Source organism: Paenibacillus sp. alder61 (genome assembly GCF_020179875.1).
GTDB classification, from domain to species: Bacteria; Bacillota; Bacilli; order Paenibacillales; family Paenibacillaceae; genus Fontibacillus; species Fontibacillus faecis.
In genome coordinates this window covers 1-14685 of record NZ_JAIUDG010000028.1, presented here as the reverse complement: position 1 = coordinate 14685, position 14685 = coordinate 1, and the positions used below count along the sequence as shown (strand labels likewise).

Annotated in this window: 12 protein-coding genes and 1 pseudogene; 5 read left to right on the top strand and 8 right to left on the bottom strand. The window is 54.8% G+C overall.

Translation table 11 applies throughout. The annotated features are described in order from the left end of the window. Nucleotides 1–16: 16 nt before the first annotated feature. Nucleotides 17–595 carry a hypothetical protein gene (locus LBW89_RS23770; RefSeq protein WP_148456910.1) on the bottom strand — a complete coding sequence of 193 codons (579 nt, stop codon included), beginning with the start codon at nt 593–595 and terminating at the stop codon, nt 17–19. Between the two features lie 194 nt (nt 596–789). Between LBW89_RS23770 and LBW89_RS23765 the strand changes: the two genes are divergently transcribed. Together LBW89_RS23765 and LBW89_RS23760 are read left to right on the top strand one after the other, a co-directional pair. Next, on the top strand, nt 790–1359 hold the full coding sequence (locus tag LBW89_RS23765; RefSeq protein WP_148456908.1) for a bifunctional transcriptional activator/DNA repair enzyme AdaA: 570 nt from the start codon (nt 790–792) through the stop codon (nt 1357–1359). A 1-nt stretch (nt 1360) separates the two neighbouring features. After that, a complete protein-coding gene (locus LBW89_RS23760; protein ID WP_148456906.1) occupies nt 1361–1927 on the top strand; it encodes a methylated-DNA--[protein]-cysteine S-methyltransferase in 567 nt (188 codons plus the stop codon). Here the strand turns inward: LBW89_RS23760 and LBW89_RS23755 are convergent. Both LBW89_RS23755 and LBW89_RS23750 read right to left on the bottom strand, forming a co-directional pair. Next, nucleotides 1924–2538: a DNA-3-methyladenine glycosylase family protein gene (locus LBW89_RS23755; protein ID WP_148456904.1), complete on the bottom strand. Its 615-nt coding sequence runs from the start codon at nt 2536–2538 to the stop codon at nt 1924–1926. The two genes, LBW89_RS23760 and LBW89_RS23755, sit on opposite strands and share 4 nt — an antisense overlap. A gap of 227 nt (nt 2539–2765) precedes the next feature. Then, nucleotides 2766–3605, bottom strand: coding sequence for a hypothetical protein (locus LBW89_RS23750; RefSeq protein ID WP_225040609.1), 840 nt, complete (start codon nt 3603–3605; stop codon nt 2766–2768). Between the two features lie 128 nt (nt 3606–3733). On the opposite strand from LBW89_RS23750, the pseudogene LBW89_RS23745 reads away from it, so the two are divergent. Further along, nucleotides 3734–4048: pseudogene (locus LBW89_RS23745) on the top strand (MazG nucleotide pyrophosphohydrolase domain-containing protein); the annotation flags it as partial. A 1294-nt stretch (nt 4049–5342) separates the two neighbouring features. Here the strand turns inward: LBW89_RS23745 and LBW89_RS23740 are convergent. Continuing rightward, a complete protein-coding gene (locus tag LBW89_RS23740) occupies nt 5343–6095 on the bottom strand; it encodes a MerR family transcriptional regulator (RefSeq protein ID WP_148456898.1) in 753 nt (250 codons plus the stop codon). Nucleotides 6096–6240: 145 nt separating this feature from the next. Between LBW89_RS23740 and LBW89_RS23735 the strand changes: the two genes are divergently transcribed. Continuing rightward, nucleotides 6241–7458 (top strand): MFS transporter, encoded by a 1218-nt coding sequence (locus LBW89_RS23735; protein ID WP_148456896.1) that lies wholly within the window; start codon nt 6241–6243, stop codon nt 7456–7458. Nucleotides 7459–7677: 219 nt separating this feature from the next. On the opposite strand, the gene LBW89_RS27770 is transcribed toward LBW89_RS23735, so the two are convergent. The 3 genes from LBW89_RS27770 to selD all read right to left on the bottom strand — a co-directional run bounded on the left by LBW89_RS27770 (nt 7678) and on the right by selD (nt 12351). Beyond that, the gene (locus tag LBW89_RS27770) at nt 7678–10113 is read right to left on the bottom strand and encodes a YcdB/YcdC domain-containing protein (protein ID WP_148456894.1); all 2436 of its coding nucleotides are present in this window, start codon (nt 10111–10113) and stop codon (nt 7678–7680) included. A 137-nt stretch (nt 10114–10250) separates the two neighbouring features. Beyond that, nucleotides 10251–11288, bottom strand: coding sequence for a tRNA 2-selenouridine(34) synthase MnmH (mnmH, locus tag LBW89_RS23725; RefSeq protein WP_148456892.1), 1038 nt, complete (start codon nt 11286–11288; stop codon nt 10251–10253). A 13-nt stretch (nt 11289–11301) separates the two neighbouring features. Continuing rightward, nucleotides 11302–12351, bottom strand: a complete 1050-nt coding sequence (selD, locus tag LBW89_RS23720) for a selenide, water dikinase SelD (protein WP_148456890.1) — start codon at nt 12349–12351, stop codon at nt 11302–11304. 162 nt (nt 12352–12513) lie between these two features. On the opposite strand from selD, the gene LBW89_RS23715 reads away from it, so the two are divergent. Beyond that, a complete protein-coding gene (locus tag LBW89_RS23715; RefSeq protein WP_148456888.1) occupies nt 12514–13590 on the top strand; it encodes a permease in 1077 nt (358 codons plus the stop codon). 315 nt (nt 13591–13905) lie between these two features. Here the strand turns inward: LBW89_RS23715 and LBW89_RS23710 are convergent, their stop codons facing one another. Continuing rightward, complete coding sequence (locus tag LBW89_RS23710) at nt 13906–14415, bottom strand: GNAT family N-acetyltransferase (protein WP_148456886.1); 510 nt, start codon at nt 14413–14415, stop codon at nt 13906–13908. Nucleotides 14416–14685: the final 270 nt, after the last annotated feature.

Genomic DNA, 14685 nt, shown 5'->3' with positions numbered 1-14685 from the left:
GCGTATCCTCCTCTCCTTATTCCCCGGAAGGGGATGTCCCCTCCGTTCCGTTCCGCGGCGGCACCTTCGCTTCCTCGGAAGCAAGGCCCCAGCGGTGACGGTATTTTTCCAGCCTGGGATGCAGGGCCTTCGGTTCTTCCGTTAATAACAGACGGATTTTAACGATCCATTCCTCAAAGGAGGAAAACGACGCAAATTGGTTCCCCATCTCCGGCGTGAGGTACAAAAAATAAGGGGAAGGATACTTTTCGGTCAAATACCTCAGCGCCGAGTCGATCGGCGTGTATTTCTTCCGTTTGCCCTCCCAGCCTTCAATGGAAATATCTGCGTTGTCCTGCCCGCGTTTCCAGTCATGGAGCTCGTCCTCCCGCTTGTAGAACGAACGCACCGCGTCCTTCGTCATTCTTCTGACGGTCTCCTCATGAAGCGGGTAGAGCACCAGGCGCTCAAACGCCTTTTGCCTGGCAACCGTCGCGGCCCTCTCCAAATCTTCCGCCGTCGTCCGCTCGAAAGCGTCGTAAAAGATCAACGTGCCTTTCCGCTCCTTCACAGGCGGCTCATAGCCGTAAGGAACCTGAATGTTATTTCGTCTCATCGCCTCGGTCCTCCAGTTCATTTAACATCGAAACCTTTGCGCAGAAAGAATCAAGTAAAAATTACCCTTCCCCCTCCCGTTTTATTCGCTTTCCGCGAGAATCGCCAATGTTTCGTTATCTTGCTATTCTATCCCAAAGCGCGTACATACGCACGCGGATCGAGGTATAATGAGGTCCAGAGGGGTGAACGAAAATGAGCGAGATTACGCAAGAACGCTGGCAAGCCATCATCGGGAACGACGCCGCGAGCGACGGGCAATTCTACTACGCGGTCAAAACGACGGGGATATTCTGCCGTCCTTCCTGCAAGTCCCGGCCGCCCAAAAAGGAGAACATCTCGATCTTCGCCAGTCCGGATGAGGCGATGTCCGCGGGGTATCGCCCGTGCAAACGATGCAAACCCACCGGCAGCCGGCTGCCCGACGAGGAGTGGGTGGCGGTCGTCACGGAATACATCGACGAGCACCCCCATGAAGCTTTGAATCTCCATTCGCTGGCCGAATTGTGCCACGGGAGTCCTTATCATCTGCACCGGACTTTTAAACGGGTAAAAGGGATCACGCCGCTGGAATATATCCAGGCTGTACGTGTGGAACGGGCCAAGCGGCTGCTGTTGGGTACGGACCTGCCGGTTTCGGACGTCGGCCGCCGGGTAGGTCTGCCGAATACACCTTATTTCATCACGCTGTTCAAAAAAAACACCGGCCTTACACCGGCCGGCTTTCGCCAATCGCCGGTTTCTCCGGCTCAAGGAGGCTTATAAAATGAAGACGAAACCTACTCTGTCCATCTACTGGATGCATTATCGCTTCGAGAACTGGAGCCTTTATCTCGCGGCCACGGAGCAAGGACTCTGTTATGTAGGATCGCAAGGGGCGGATTTTCAAGAGCTCGTCGACGGGATCAACCGCAGATTCCCTCGCGCCGCCCTGATCCGGGACGAAGCACGGCTACGGCCTTACGCCGCGGAGCTCACCGCCTATTTTCAAGGAAGCCTTAGCCGCTTTACCCTACCTTTCGATTTACGGGGGACGGCGTTTCAATCGGCGGTCTGGGCCGCGCTGCTTCAAATCCCTTACGGGCAAACCTCGTCGTATTCCGATATCGCTGCGCTCATCGGCAGGCCGTCTTCCGTCCGTGCGGTCGGGTCGGCCATCGGCGCCAATCCGGTGCTCATCACCGTGCCCTGCCACCGTGTCGTGGGCAAAAACGGGACCCTAACCGGTTATCGCGGAGGACTCGAGATGAAAGCCCGGCTGCTGGAACTGGAGCGGAAGGGGAGCGAGGGAAACGCGAGGGGCACCGAGAGTCTCGACCGAACGGTAGGCTAGACCGACAGCTCCCACAAATAAATGGAGGCGACGGAGCCATAGGGCGAATACCTGGCACGATAGGCGTCGAACTGGGCTTTCGTCAAGGCGGACAGCCCATACAGCCTCATCATCCCCCGGCGAATCGCCAGGTCTCCCCAACTGACGACATCCGGCCGCTCCAGACTGTGCAGGAGCAGCATCTCCGCCGTCCAGCGGCCAACCCCTTTTAACCGCATTAACTCCGTGATGATGTCTTCATCCCCAAGCCGGGACAAGCCGCTGAAATCCAGTTCGCCTTCCGCCGCCTTTCGGGCGATTTCCCAAATGCACAGCGCTTTTTTCATCGTCATGCCGCAGCCCTGGATCTCATCCGCCGAACGGGACGCCAGGCTACCCGGCGAGATCTCGCCAAACCTCTCCTGCATGCGTCCCCAAATCGTATTCACCGCCTTCGTCGAAACCAACTGGCCGATAACGGCGTGTACAAGCGCCGTAAACAAGTCAGGAATGACGGGCCGCTCCGGGCGGCCGATTCTGGCTATCGCCTCCCCCAAATCCGGGTCCGCCTGCGTCAAATAATCGATCTGTTCCTGACCATAATCAAAATATTTAATGGATAGGCCACTCATTTCGCGATCGCCTCCTCTTATACCTCTAACTATAACGGATCAGAGGGTTGAACATCCCTTTTGGCGAGTGAAAAGGCAAGATATCGAAAGGTAGTATTACATGCCGTACAGCAGGGGGACATGAAAACCGAAAGATAGGATTACATGCCGTACAGCAGGGGAACATGTAAACGTAACATAGGATGGACATGCCGTGCAGCAGCCGAACATGAAACCGAAACATAGTATCACATGCAGTGCAGTAGCCGAACCGCGTCTTGATGCAGCCCGATTGTCTCTAGTCTGCGGCAGATCATCCGGAGCGCCTCTGTATCCGTATTGAATTCCGCTTGAAAATCCCGCACAAATGCCAGAAACGGCACCACATCCGCCCGCGCGATAAAATCCTCGATTTCGTCCGGAGCGTTCCACGGAATTTCCGTCCCGGACCACGGGTGCGTCGGATAGGTTTTCCCCATCTCCTCTTCCGAACGCGGCAGGATGCCTAACCCGTCTTTTGTGGGAAGCACTATGGATTTTTCGCGCTCAGCCCGCAAGGTTTGAATATAGCGAAAAGGATGTTCAATAGGCTCGAATTGAAATTGATCGATCGCCGCCTCGCTGACCCGCTTTTTTTGTTCTCTCCATTTGCGGTGATCAAAATACGCCGTGGTTTGGTCCTCCTCTTCCCCCACCCGATACCGGGCATATTCCTGTTCCGTACGAAATTCATTAAACAATAATCCCTCGTGACCATAGAAGAGAAGGGAGAAAAAGTCGCTGAGATTCCCGGCAACAAGGTTTACGCAGTTCCCGAAATCCATAGGAGCTACGCGAATGACCGGAGCTTGTTCCAAATCCGCCGCCTTTCCGAAATCCGTTAACAGCGAATAGTGGACCCCATCCATGCCCGTGTTGGCGAACAGGATCGAGTCGGCCGGGGAACAAGCGTAGCCTCCGTTTTCATTTTCGCGAAATCCGAGAAACAGCCCCGTCGGCTTTTCAAGATAGGGAACCTCAGGTACCATACGGCGCTCCCACTCGATGATTCTTCTCAAAAGGTCGGGAATGGAGTAACTATCGTTCATAAATATAAGACCCCCTTATCTATTATAAAATGTAAACTCCCCTGTCCCCCCGGTCCTGTGTTACGCTTATGAGCGGAAACGCAAGGCTAGCTTTTTCAAGACAGCACCAGGATCGGAGGAAAACTTAAATGGACGTTACCTCATTTCAAGAATGGGTGAAAGACTACTATGAATCCAGAGGCTGGTCCGAGTTGGACATTTTTATAAGGATCGGCTTTCTGGCGGAGGAAACCGGGGAAGTCGCCAGGGCCATCCGAGCCTTGGAAATCGGCAGAGATCGACCGGACGAGCCCCCGGGAACGTATGAGCACAACAAGCAGGAATTAACCGAAGAGCTGGGGGACGTACTGGGCAACCTAATCGTGATCGCCAATAAGTACGATATCCCGCTGGAAGACATTTTTCAGTCGCACAAAAATAAACTGTCGGCCCGTTATGCCACCGTCCAGCGGAAGGAAGCTTCATCCCGATTGAAGCGGGCTGACGTCGCGCTAACGGAAGGAAACACCATCCCGATAGAAGCGGGCTGACGGCGCGCTAACGGAAGGAAACACCATCCCGATAGAAGCGGGCTGACGGCGCGCTAACGGAAGGAAACACCATCCCGATTGAAGCGGGCTGACGGCGCGCTAACGGAAATAATAGCTGCTATTTCGCGAATATTCGCCTTTTTGAAATTCTAACGGACATAGTAGCGCCTATTTGGGCTCTTTCCCGCCAAAATGACCTCATTTTGCCGAAATAGCGGCTACTGCTTCCGTTAGAATTCTAGTTCGGCCTTTTTGGACGAAATAGCGGCTATAGCTTCCGTTAGAAATTCGACCTCAGCCCGGACAGGCCCCGGCGGAACATGGTAGAGCTACGCGCTGTTTTTTTACAATGGAACTCTCGCTCTGCCCTGCTCTCGCTCTGCCCTTGCCCTTTACGAAGCCTGCTACCCGCGCTAACGGAAATAATAGCTGCTATTTCGCGAATATTGGCCTTTTTGAAATTCTAACGGACATAGTAGCGCCTATTTGGGCTCTTTCCCGCCAAAATGACCTCATTTTGCCGAAATAGCGGCTACTGCTTCCGTTAGAATTCTAATTCGGCCTTTTTGGACGAAATAGCGGCTATAGCTTCCGTTAGAAATTCGACCTGAGCCCAGACAGGCCCCGGCGGAACATGGTAGAGCTGCGCGCTGATTTTTACTATGGAACTCTCGCTCTGCCCTGCTCTGCCCTTGCCTTGCCCTGCCCTTTACGAAGCCTGCTAACCGCGCTAACGGAAATAATAGCTGCTATTTCGCGAATATTGGCCTTTTTGAAATTCTAACGGACATAGTAGCGCCTATTTGGGCTCTTTCCCGCCAAAATGACCTCATTTTGCCGAAATAGCGGCTACTGCTTCCGTTAGAATTCTAATTCGGCCTTATTGGACGAAATAGCGGCTATAGCTTCCGTTAGAAATTCGGCCTGAGTCCGGACAGGCCCCGGCGAACATGGTAGAGCTGCGCGCTGTTTTTTTACAATGGAACTCTCGCTCTGCCCTACCCTGCCCTCGCTCTCGCTCCGCCCTGCCCTGCTCTCGCTCTGCCCTGCCCTGCTCTGCCCTGCCCTGCTCCGCCCTGCTTTGCCCTGCCGTACTCTCGCTCTGTTCTGCCCTAACCTCACTCTGCTCTTCCCTACCCTTTCGAAGCCTGCTAGCAGCAGGAATATCTCCCTTCTCCGGCCGGAGTCACTCCGCTCTCCATCTCGTCTATTCAGCTGCCCCCATCAGCGATTCCGCAGCGGCGGCCAGATAATAAGCCAGGCCGGTTTGCTGTCCTTCCAGCATGCGCCGGTGAAAGTCGTCCTCCCGGAAAAACCGGGTCTGCTCCACAAAATCCTCGATCCGGGCGGGATGGCCATGCCGCTCCAGGAAGTTTAAATGACGGCGAATCAGTTGTCCAACCTCTTCATCATTATGCTTAATCCCATCCCTCAGCGCTTCGGCCATCCGGGCCATGAAATCCGCCGCTTCCGCCGCCTGCTCGTTTAGCGTCGGAACATCGATCCGCTCCGAGTCCAACAAATCGACGCCATAGCTTTCTTTTAAATGCCGGTTTTGCTCTTCCAGCGCTTCGGCCCAAGCCGCTTCGTTGTCAAAACCGCGAAACATCTCCCGCCCGTCCATCGGCTCGCCCCGTTCCGCCGCAGCGATCGATTGTTCCAAGGTCTCAAGGATGGCACCCAGTTTCCTCCGCTTCCGCAACAGTAGTTCCTTTTGCTCCTTCAAAATAGTTCCCCGATCGGTTCGCCCCGCAAGCAGCTCCTTGATTTGCTCCAGAGGAAAGTCCAACTCCCGATAAAACAAAATTTGCTGAAGCCGCTCCAATTCCCCGTCACCGTATAAGCGGTAACCTGCCTCCGTGACTTCCGCCGGGGCCAGCAAGCCGATTTTGTGATAGTGATGCAGCGTTTTTACCGTGACCTTTGCCAGTTCAGAAACCTCTTTTACAGAAAGACGCATCTCGCCTCACTCCTTTCGCTCCCCAGCTTAGCCCCTGCCCTAAGGTAAGAGTCAACACTTTAAAATTTCCGGCCCCCCTTGACCCTCTCCTCGGGTTAGAGCTTACGCTGATCCAGAAAAAATAAAACTGAGGAGGCCGTTCTACATGGTAAAAAACAACCCGTTAAAGCTGTTCCGGAGCCGGTATGTTCGTGCGGTTATCGGATCCAGTCTGTTCTCGCAGTTGGGGATATGGATTCGAAATTTCGCCGTACTTCTTTTCGTTATGGAAGATACGGACGGCGATGCCTTGGCTGTATCGCTGGTCTCTGTAGCCGAGTATGGCCCGATCTTGCTATTCTCGTTGATCGGCGGGGTATTTGCTGACCGCTGGCGTCCCAAAAAAACCATGGTTTGGTGTGAAGTGCTGAGCGCCTTATCGGTCATTTTCGTCTTCCTGATGCTTCAATCGAACTCCTTTTTGGCCGTTTTGCTTAGCCTACTGGGCTCTTCAATTCTGTCACAGTTCGCTCAACCGGCCGGCATGAAGCTGTTTAAGCAGCATTTATCGGAAACGGAGGCCGCCCCATGCATGTCTCTGCTGCAGGCTTTGTTTGCCGTGTTTATGGTTGTCGGACCTATTCTGGGAACCTGGGTATACGGACATTTCGGCATTGAAATCACACTGATCATCGTCTTTACGGCATTCCTTGGCTCCGCGGCCGCTTTGCTGCGCATTCCGCCTGATCCGCATTCGGAAGCCCAATCCGCAGCCTTGCCCGCTTCTTTCTTAAGGGAAATCGGCGAAGGGTTCCGGTACGTATGGGAGAACCCTATCCTAAAACGGCTTTCCTTCACCTTTGCCGCGGTCGGATTCGGAGTTGGCCTAATCTCTCCGCTCGGTATTTTTCTCGTGACGGAGAAGCTCGGCTTGCCCGCCCAGAATATCCAATGGCTCAGTGTCCCGTATGGACTGGGGGAAATCGCCGGCGGCATGGCTGCCTTTGCTTTATCCGCCAAAATTCCCCCTCTTCGCATGCTGCGGATCGGTCTCTTGTGTAATGCCATTGGCATCGCGACAACCGGCCTCTCCCCCGTCCTGTGGTTGACCATGCTGACCCAAGGGTTCGTGGCCTTGCTGCAGCCTGCGATTCTTATCGGAAACCAGACGCTCGTCATGCAGCATACGGACTCCGCTTTAATCGGGAGAGTTACCGGTATTCGTACACCGCTTATGACGGGGACGATGCTGCTCGGCATGAGCCTGTCCGGGCTGCTGAAAAAAGCCTTTCCTTTGGAGGCTTGGTATGGAGCCGCAGGGCTGTGCTTCCTGGCCGGGTTTCTGGTTCTGATCCCTTTACGGAAAAATCTCCCGGCCGCATAGGGATCGGTACTCGGAACCAGCCAATCGGCGCTCGGCTCCCATTCTCAACGACCGGGTCCCCGTACAAAGAGGAGGGATCCTCACGGACCCCTCCCCTAAACCTGATCTTTCGTTCCGCATACCGGCTCGAACCCACTAACCTGTATTTTAGCGCACACCGGCTCGGTCCCACTAAGCTGCACTTTACCGCATATCAGCTCGGCGCCACTAACCTGCGGTTTACCGCACGGATTGGTCTATCTTGCCCTGCAGCTTTACCAAGGTCATGATCACCGACGCTGCTTCGGCCCGGGTCACTTTGCCGGCCGGGTTAAACCGTCCGTTTTGCCCCTGCAGCAACCCTAGCTTCATGGACAAGGCGACCTCGCCCTTATGCTTGACTTCTTCCTTATCGGACAAGGAATTCAGGCTCTCGTCTTCCGTCAAAAACGAAGCCATCTTGTTATACTTGACCATCGAGGCCAGCATAACGGCCAACTGCTCCCGCGTCAGCTTCGCTTCGGCTTGGAAGGCCTCCTCGGGGTTAATCCACTTCCGTTCCGCGGCATACACCACTCCGTTATAATACGGGCTGTCGGCGAGAACTACGGAAACCGCCTTCGACGAAGCGGGCGAGTCGAGGCCATAATTCTCCGCATACGGATTAACCGCCTTCGCCATCATCGTCAACCACTCTCCGGCCGTGATCTCTTCATCCGGCTTGATCTGTCCGTTCAAATCCGGAGAGATGAGGCGATATTGAAGCAGCACGGATAAATCTTTTTCCGCCCGATGGCCTTTCAGATCGGTAGGCTCCGTCTGAGGTCCGGTACCGTCCCCATTCTCATATAACGTAATCCACCGCCCGCTCGTTGCATCCAAAACTTGGCCGTTCTTTGCCGGGTCTTTGAATTCGGCCACATAAGCCAACCGGATCTTTTCTTTTACATAGGAATTATCCACATAATGACCGCCGGTCTGCATATACTGCAGCTTTGCACCATATTGATCCCGGAATATCTTAAGCGCCTCTTCCTTCGCTATCTTGGTCGCCGGATCCCCGTTCAACTTATCCAAGCCCGGCTCACGGCCTATGCCAAAATACTGCAGGTCTCCGTTCAGATCTAAAGTTAACGTCAGTTCACGGTTATTTACCGGGATATCTTTAATAAAACGTCTGAAAGAGTAGCGATATCCCGATTTATTTTCCGTAAGGTGGTCTTCGCCCTCCTGTTCCACCAGCTTATAATCGATGTCGGCCCGGGGTACCAGTTGATTCACCAGTTCAAAAGCTCTCCGCTTCGCCGCTTCCTTCGAAAGGGTGGGCACTTGCGCCGCTATGGAGGCCGCCGTCGTTCCGTCGGTTTGAACACCGTATTGTTCCATCTGGAATTCAAGCAATTGTCCGGTTGACGCGTCGACTTCCGCGCTGGTCTGTGCCGGAGGCGTGTTAAGGTTGTACTTTCCGTCCTGTCCGTCCCATGTAAGCCGCCAAATCTTCCGCTCGGGATTCATATAATCCGTATCCAGTCTGGAGTAGGATAGCGTTCGCCCTTCCGGAATCTTGACCGCCTGCTTCACCACTTTTACCGCTTCGTCGGCGGTCAGCTCTTTTCCCGTGTTGTTCGGCACAAACCGTTTCTTTCCGGCTGGAATCGGCGTATATCCCCGGGGAGCCTCCGAAACGTCTTCCCCCTGGTAATCGAAACGCTTTCCGGTGACGGCATCCAACGGATAAGAAGAAAGCTCGGTCGGCTTCCAGGCCAGCACCCAGTCCGTGATTTCCGAGTTTCTATAGACGGGACTATAAGTCAGCTCCACATTCAGTTGGTTCTTGAACAGCTGTTCCGCCTCCGTCTGCTTGATCGTGGCCGCGGCTTCCGGGTATACCGGGCGATCCGATGATTTCGAGAACGAAGTCACACGACCATTGCCATCGATGGCGATATAGACGTATTCGGATGAAGTAGGAATTCCTTGATGCAGCACATTAAAATGAAAATTGTATTCCACCGGGCCAAACAAGGTGGCCGTCCGCCCCCATACATCGGTATCCCCGGCCTTCAGATCCTGCAGCGAAAGGGAGGGCGCCGCCTTGGCAATAAACGCTTTGGCTTGCTCCAGCGCCTCTTCCCGCGTCAGCTTGGGAGGATAGTACGTCTCGTTCTCATCGCCCGGGATCGAGAGATATGTACTGATCAAATCTCCCGTCATCGCGTCCACCTGCGAGTCGAATCCATGATAAGTGTTACCGTTCCGGAAGCTCCAGCTAATGTTCCAAACCATTTGATTGGCCGGACGAGGATAGACGTTTGTGATACCTAGTTCGATCCGCTCGGCTTCAGCGTTTTTTAAATCCGGAAAAAGCTCCTTGATTTTGGCCACGGCCTGCTCTTTCGAGAACTTGGCCAGCGCGGGGTCCGGCGTCTCCGTACCCGGCATCGGTATTTCCCCGGAGGCGATCTTCAGCTTCATCTCGTCGGACAGGTGATCCAGGGAGATCCCTTCCGAGGTACCCGCTTCAGCTTTCGCTGCAGCAAACGAATGGACGTGCGGTCTTGTCCCAGCTCCCTCCGCTCCTGCCCATCCCGCAGGCATCGCCATTGAAATCGCTATCATTCCGGCGAATGACGCCCTGGAGGCAAACTTGTAGCGGTCAGCCTTTTTCTTTGACACGAAATCCCAACCTTTCTAGATCCCATACTTTCTTCTTATTGTAGCGGGGTTCATTTGGGATTGCCATAATTATCCTCAAAATTTGCAAAAAAAGGAGACCGGCTGGCTCCATGCCCGGTCTCCTTTTCAAGACGATCTTATCGGTTTCCCCTTTGCTGCAGCAACCGTTCAACAGCCGCCGCCGCTTCATCCACACTTTGCGCTTGAACGGTAATGAACTCGGCTCCTTCGTACTGTTCTTCCGTGTAGGCGTAGCGCGGATCATAATAGTACAAGAGCAGCAGTTCCACCGCTCGATCGTAACCGCCGTTCTTCAAACATTCGCCGATCTCCACCGCAACGGGGCGATGGATCCGGGAGGCGATTTTGTCAAAAGCTTTGAGGCAGGATTCGGGATGCTTCCAAGGCTCATAGTCTTTCAGGATATTTTGAACCCTCGCCTCGATCGGAAGTTCGATGCGGATATGCGTGCTTTGTTCTTTTTTGGCCATGACCAGTTCGGGGATCACGACCTTCCCGATCCGCTTGCTTTCCGCCTCCATCAAGACATAAGGCGCGCTGGCGGTCTCGATCAATTCGTCCAGCAGCAGAGCATCGAACGTCTTTTGGTTGTGCGCGCGCAGCCCGATCTCACCGAATACCGAACCGCGGTGCCCTGCCAATCTTTCGAGGTCGATGACCGGATAGCCCCTCTCCTTCAACAATCTTAGTAAAGCGGTCTTACCGTTGCCGGTATGCCCGTGGATGACATAGGCCGGAGGCTCGTAAGACATGCTCTCCAGCATGGCGACCACCCATTGCCGGTAGGCGCGATAACCGCCGGTCAGCCGGTAAGAGTGAATGTTCATCAGGGAGAGCAGCGTCGCCGTCGTCCGGCTGCGCATCCCGCCCCGCCAGCAGAATACCGCTTTTTTCCCGGGGACCGCGGCGAATTGTTTAATAAATCCCGGCAGCTTGGCCGAAATGATCTCAAGCCCGCGTTCCTGGGCGGCGTCCACGCTGACCTGCTTGTAGAGCGTGCCGATTTCCGCCCGTTCCTTGTCGTCAAAAAACGGGATGTTCAAGCTGCCCGGAATCGTCGACTCCGCATACTCGGACGGAGAACGGACATCGATCAGTACAAGCCCCTTCTCCCTCTGCTCTGCCAATTCTTCGATGCTGATATCCTGAAACATGGGGTTATCTCCTTTATTCGACCACGATGCGGCCCGGATGGGCTTCCGTCGTTTCGCCGATCAGACTGGCTTCGACCCCCGCCGAAATAAGCGATTGAAGCAATTCGTCCGCCTGCGGGGCAGCGACGGCAATCAGCAATCCTCCCGAAGTCACCGCATCGCATAAAATATAGCGTCCGATCTGATCCAGCTCCGCCGGAAAATCAATGTCTTTCTCCACATGGGCAAAATTGTTCTTCGTTCCGCCCGGAACGAAGCCTTGTTCGGCCAATTCGCGAACGCGCGGCAGGACGGGCACATCCTTGTGCCGAATCTTTACGCCGACGCCGCTCCCCTTGGCCATTTCCAGAGCATGCCCCATCAGCCCGAACCCGGTGACATCCGTGCAGGCATGCACGTCATAGGCCTGCATCGTTTCGGCGGCCGTTTTGTTCAGTGTGGCCATGACACGGGTTACCCGTTCGATCTCTTCCGGCGTGAGCGCGTCCTTTTTAATCGATGTCGTCATAATACCGACCCCGATCGGCTTGGTCAAAATCAACCGGTCGCCCGGTTTGGCGCCGGCGTTGGTTCTGACTTTATCGGGATGGACCAGCCCGGTCACGGCAAGGCCGAACTTCGGCTCCTTATCGTCGATGGAATGGCCTCCGACCAACGTGGCTCCCGCTTCGTTCACTTTATCCGCGGCCCCTCGCAGAATGTCCGCCAGGATGCTTTTATCCAGGGTGGAAATGGGAAAAGCTACGATATTAAGCACCGTCAGCGGCTTCCCACCCATGGCGTAAATGTCGCTGATCGCATTTGCGGCAGCGATTTGACCGAACGCATACGGGTCGTCCACGATCGGCGTAAAGAAATCCACCGTTTGAACGAGCGCCATTTCGTCGGTCAAACGGTAGACGCCCGCATCATCGCTCGTGTCCAGACCGACGAGCAAATCGGGATTCGGAACGGAGGCGGGCAGGCTTCGCAGCACCTGGGACAAATCGGCGGGACCGATCTTGCAGCCGCACCCTCCCTTGCTGGATAAAGACGTCAGTTTGATTGCATCGGATGCTGCCATATATAAATCACATTCCTTCCGTGAAAAATGATAAAGGTTTTGCTCCATACCTTATAAAGCCTACTCCTCTAATCCCGGGAAAGCAATGCCCCCGACTTCTCCGGGCGTTTGTGATATACTAGAATGCGTTTCTGGAAATGTCGAATTGTGGAGGTAACATCCATGTCAACTACATCACGATCAAACGCACAACATCCGCACCCTGCAAGCCGGGGAAAAATGTGGCTCTTCATCGCCCTGTTTGTCATCATTGCCATCGCCGGTCTAAGTTATGTCAAATGGTGGCCCTATTACGAAAAAGCCTTTAAAGCCGCGACCCAGCATACGATCGGCTCCTCGATACTCGGGTCCGATGCGGCCGCCGCCCCTTCCTGGGGAGCCGCCGTCGACTATGCCGCCGCTTATTTTAAATCGGTCTGGAAAGCCGCGGTCCTGGGCATTCTGCTCGGATCTCTCGTCCAGGTTCTGCTTCCGGCCCAATGGCTGTACAAAGTTCTGGGCAAAGCGAACTTTAAAAGCACGCTGCTGGGCGGAGCCGCTTCCCTGCCCGGGATGATGTGCAGCTGCTGCGCCGCTCCGGTCGCCTGCGGCCTGCGCCGCCGCAACGTCTCGATCGGCGCGAGCCTCGCCTTCTGGATCGGCAATCCGGTGCTGAATCCGGCAACCCTGGTCTTCATGACCTTCGTGCTGTCCTGGAAATTCACGCTGCTCCGGGTAGGTTTCGGATTGATCCTGACGTTCGGGGTCAGCTATTTGGCAAACCGGTTGGCCGACTCCAAAACCGCACCCGACAAGCTGGCGGAAAAAGCCCAGCTACCGGTCGAAGACGAAGAGACGGCGAAGCTGCCGTTCGGCATCCGCTGGCTCAAGAGCCTGGGCCTGATGATCCTTAACGTCGTCCCGGCTTATTTGATCTCCGTGCTGCTGCTCGGCGCTTTTCAGCACACGATGTTCCCGGTCGCTCTGGGCGGCGGGCTCCTCGCCATCATTGTCTTCGCCTTCGTCGGTACCCTGTTCGTGATTCCGACCGCGGCGGAAATTCCGATCATCCAGTCGTTTGCCGCTATGGGACTCGGTGCCGGCCCGATGGCCGCCCTGCTGTTGACGCTGCCGACCATCAGCCTGCCTTCCCTGTTGATGGTGGCCCGCGACTTTCCGCGAAAAGTGCTCCTGTTCGTCTTCGCCGCCGTCGTCTTTATCGGAATGGTGGGCGGTGCGGTGGGCGCGCTCGTGCTCTAAGGTTGGCAGCACCGGCTTATGGAGGGTGAATTCCTCAGGCCTTTGCGGGATAGCGTCGGCCTTTGCGGGAAGAGCCGCTTCATTAACGGGAAAACCTCCCGTTAATGAAGCACTCTTATCCTCCCGGTTGAATTTAGCTGGAAAAGTTCCAGCTAATTCGCGGTCCCAGTGCCGAAGTCTCCCATTTCCGGCGAATTAGCGGTAGAATTTCCAGCTAATTCGCTTCGGCAGCGGCATAGGCACCAAATTAACGGGAGGAATTCCATCTAATTGACCTAAGACAACAGCCTGATGAGTAAACCTATAATAAGTTTTTTACAGCTGCTTATAGTAAAAAACCGTAGCCTCCAACCGGCCGTCCGAGGAGCGCGCATACCCCGGAATCCGCCCGGCCGCCCGATATCCCAGCGATTGATAGAGCAGATTGGACGGGTCGCCTTCCCTCGTATCCAGGATGAGCAAGCTTCTCCGCTCTTCGAGCGCGGCCCGCTCCACTCGCTCCATCAACCGGCGGCCGATCCCCTTCTTCCTGTAACCGGGGTGCACCATCAGTTTAGCCACTTCCGCGCGGTGGGCCCCGTTTGCCTTCATCGCCAGATGCAGTTGAACGGTCCCTACTACCTTTCCGTTGATCGCCGCAGCCCAGAGCAGCACATCGGGACCCAGGACATGATCCCAATAATCCAAAGCTTCCTCCCGGCTTAAAGGTGCCAGAAAGCCCACGGACGCGCCGTCCGCCACGACGGAGATCAGCAGTTCGGCCAATTGTCCCCTCTTGGGTTCGTCCAATCCCTCAACTTTCATGATTTCTACTTGTTCGCTCATGACCATCCTCCACCTATTTGTTGGTGACCTATCTCCTTTTTTTCAGGATAAATAGGACAGGACTAATTTGAAAACATAAAATTCCTGCAAATCTGCATGTTTTTTTCTCGTTCGGAACAAAAATTTAAAAATACCTGCAAATCTGGTTACTACTTAGGTAGCAGTTTAGAATTGGAGACGGCCCTGAAGAGCGGAAGAGAGCGATTCCAGGATAGGGCGTTTTTGTTTGAGGAGGGTAGAGATGACTCCGCGAATACGGGCGAAATGTTC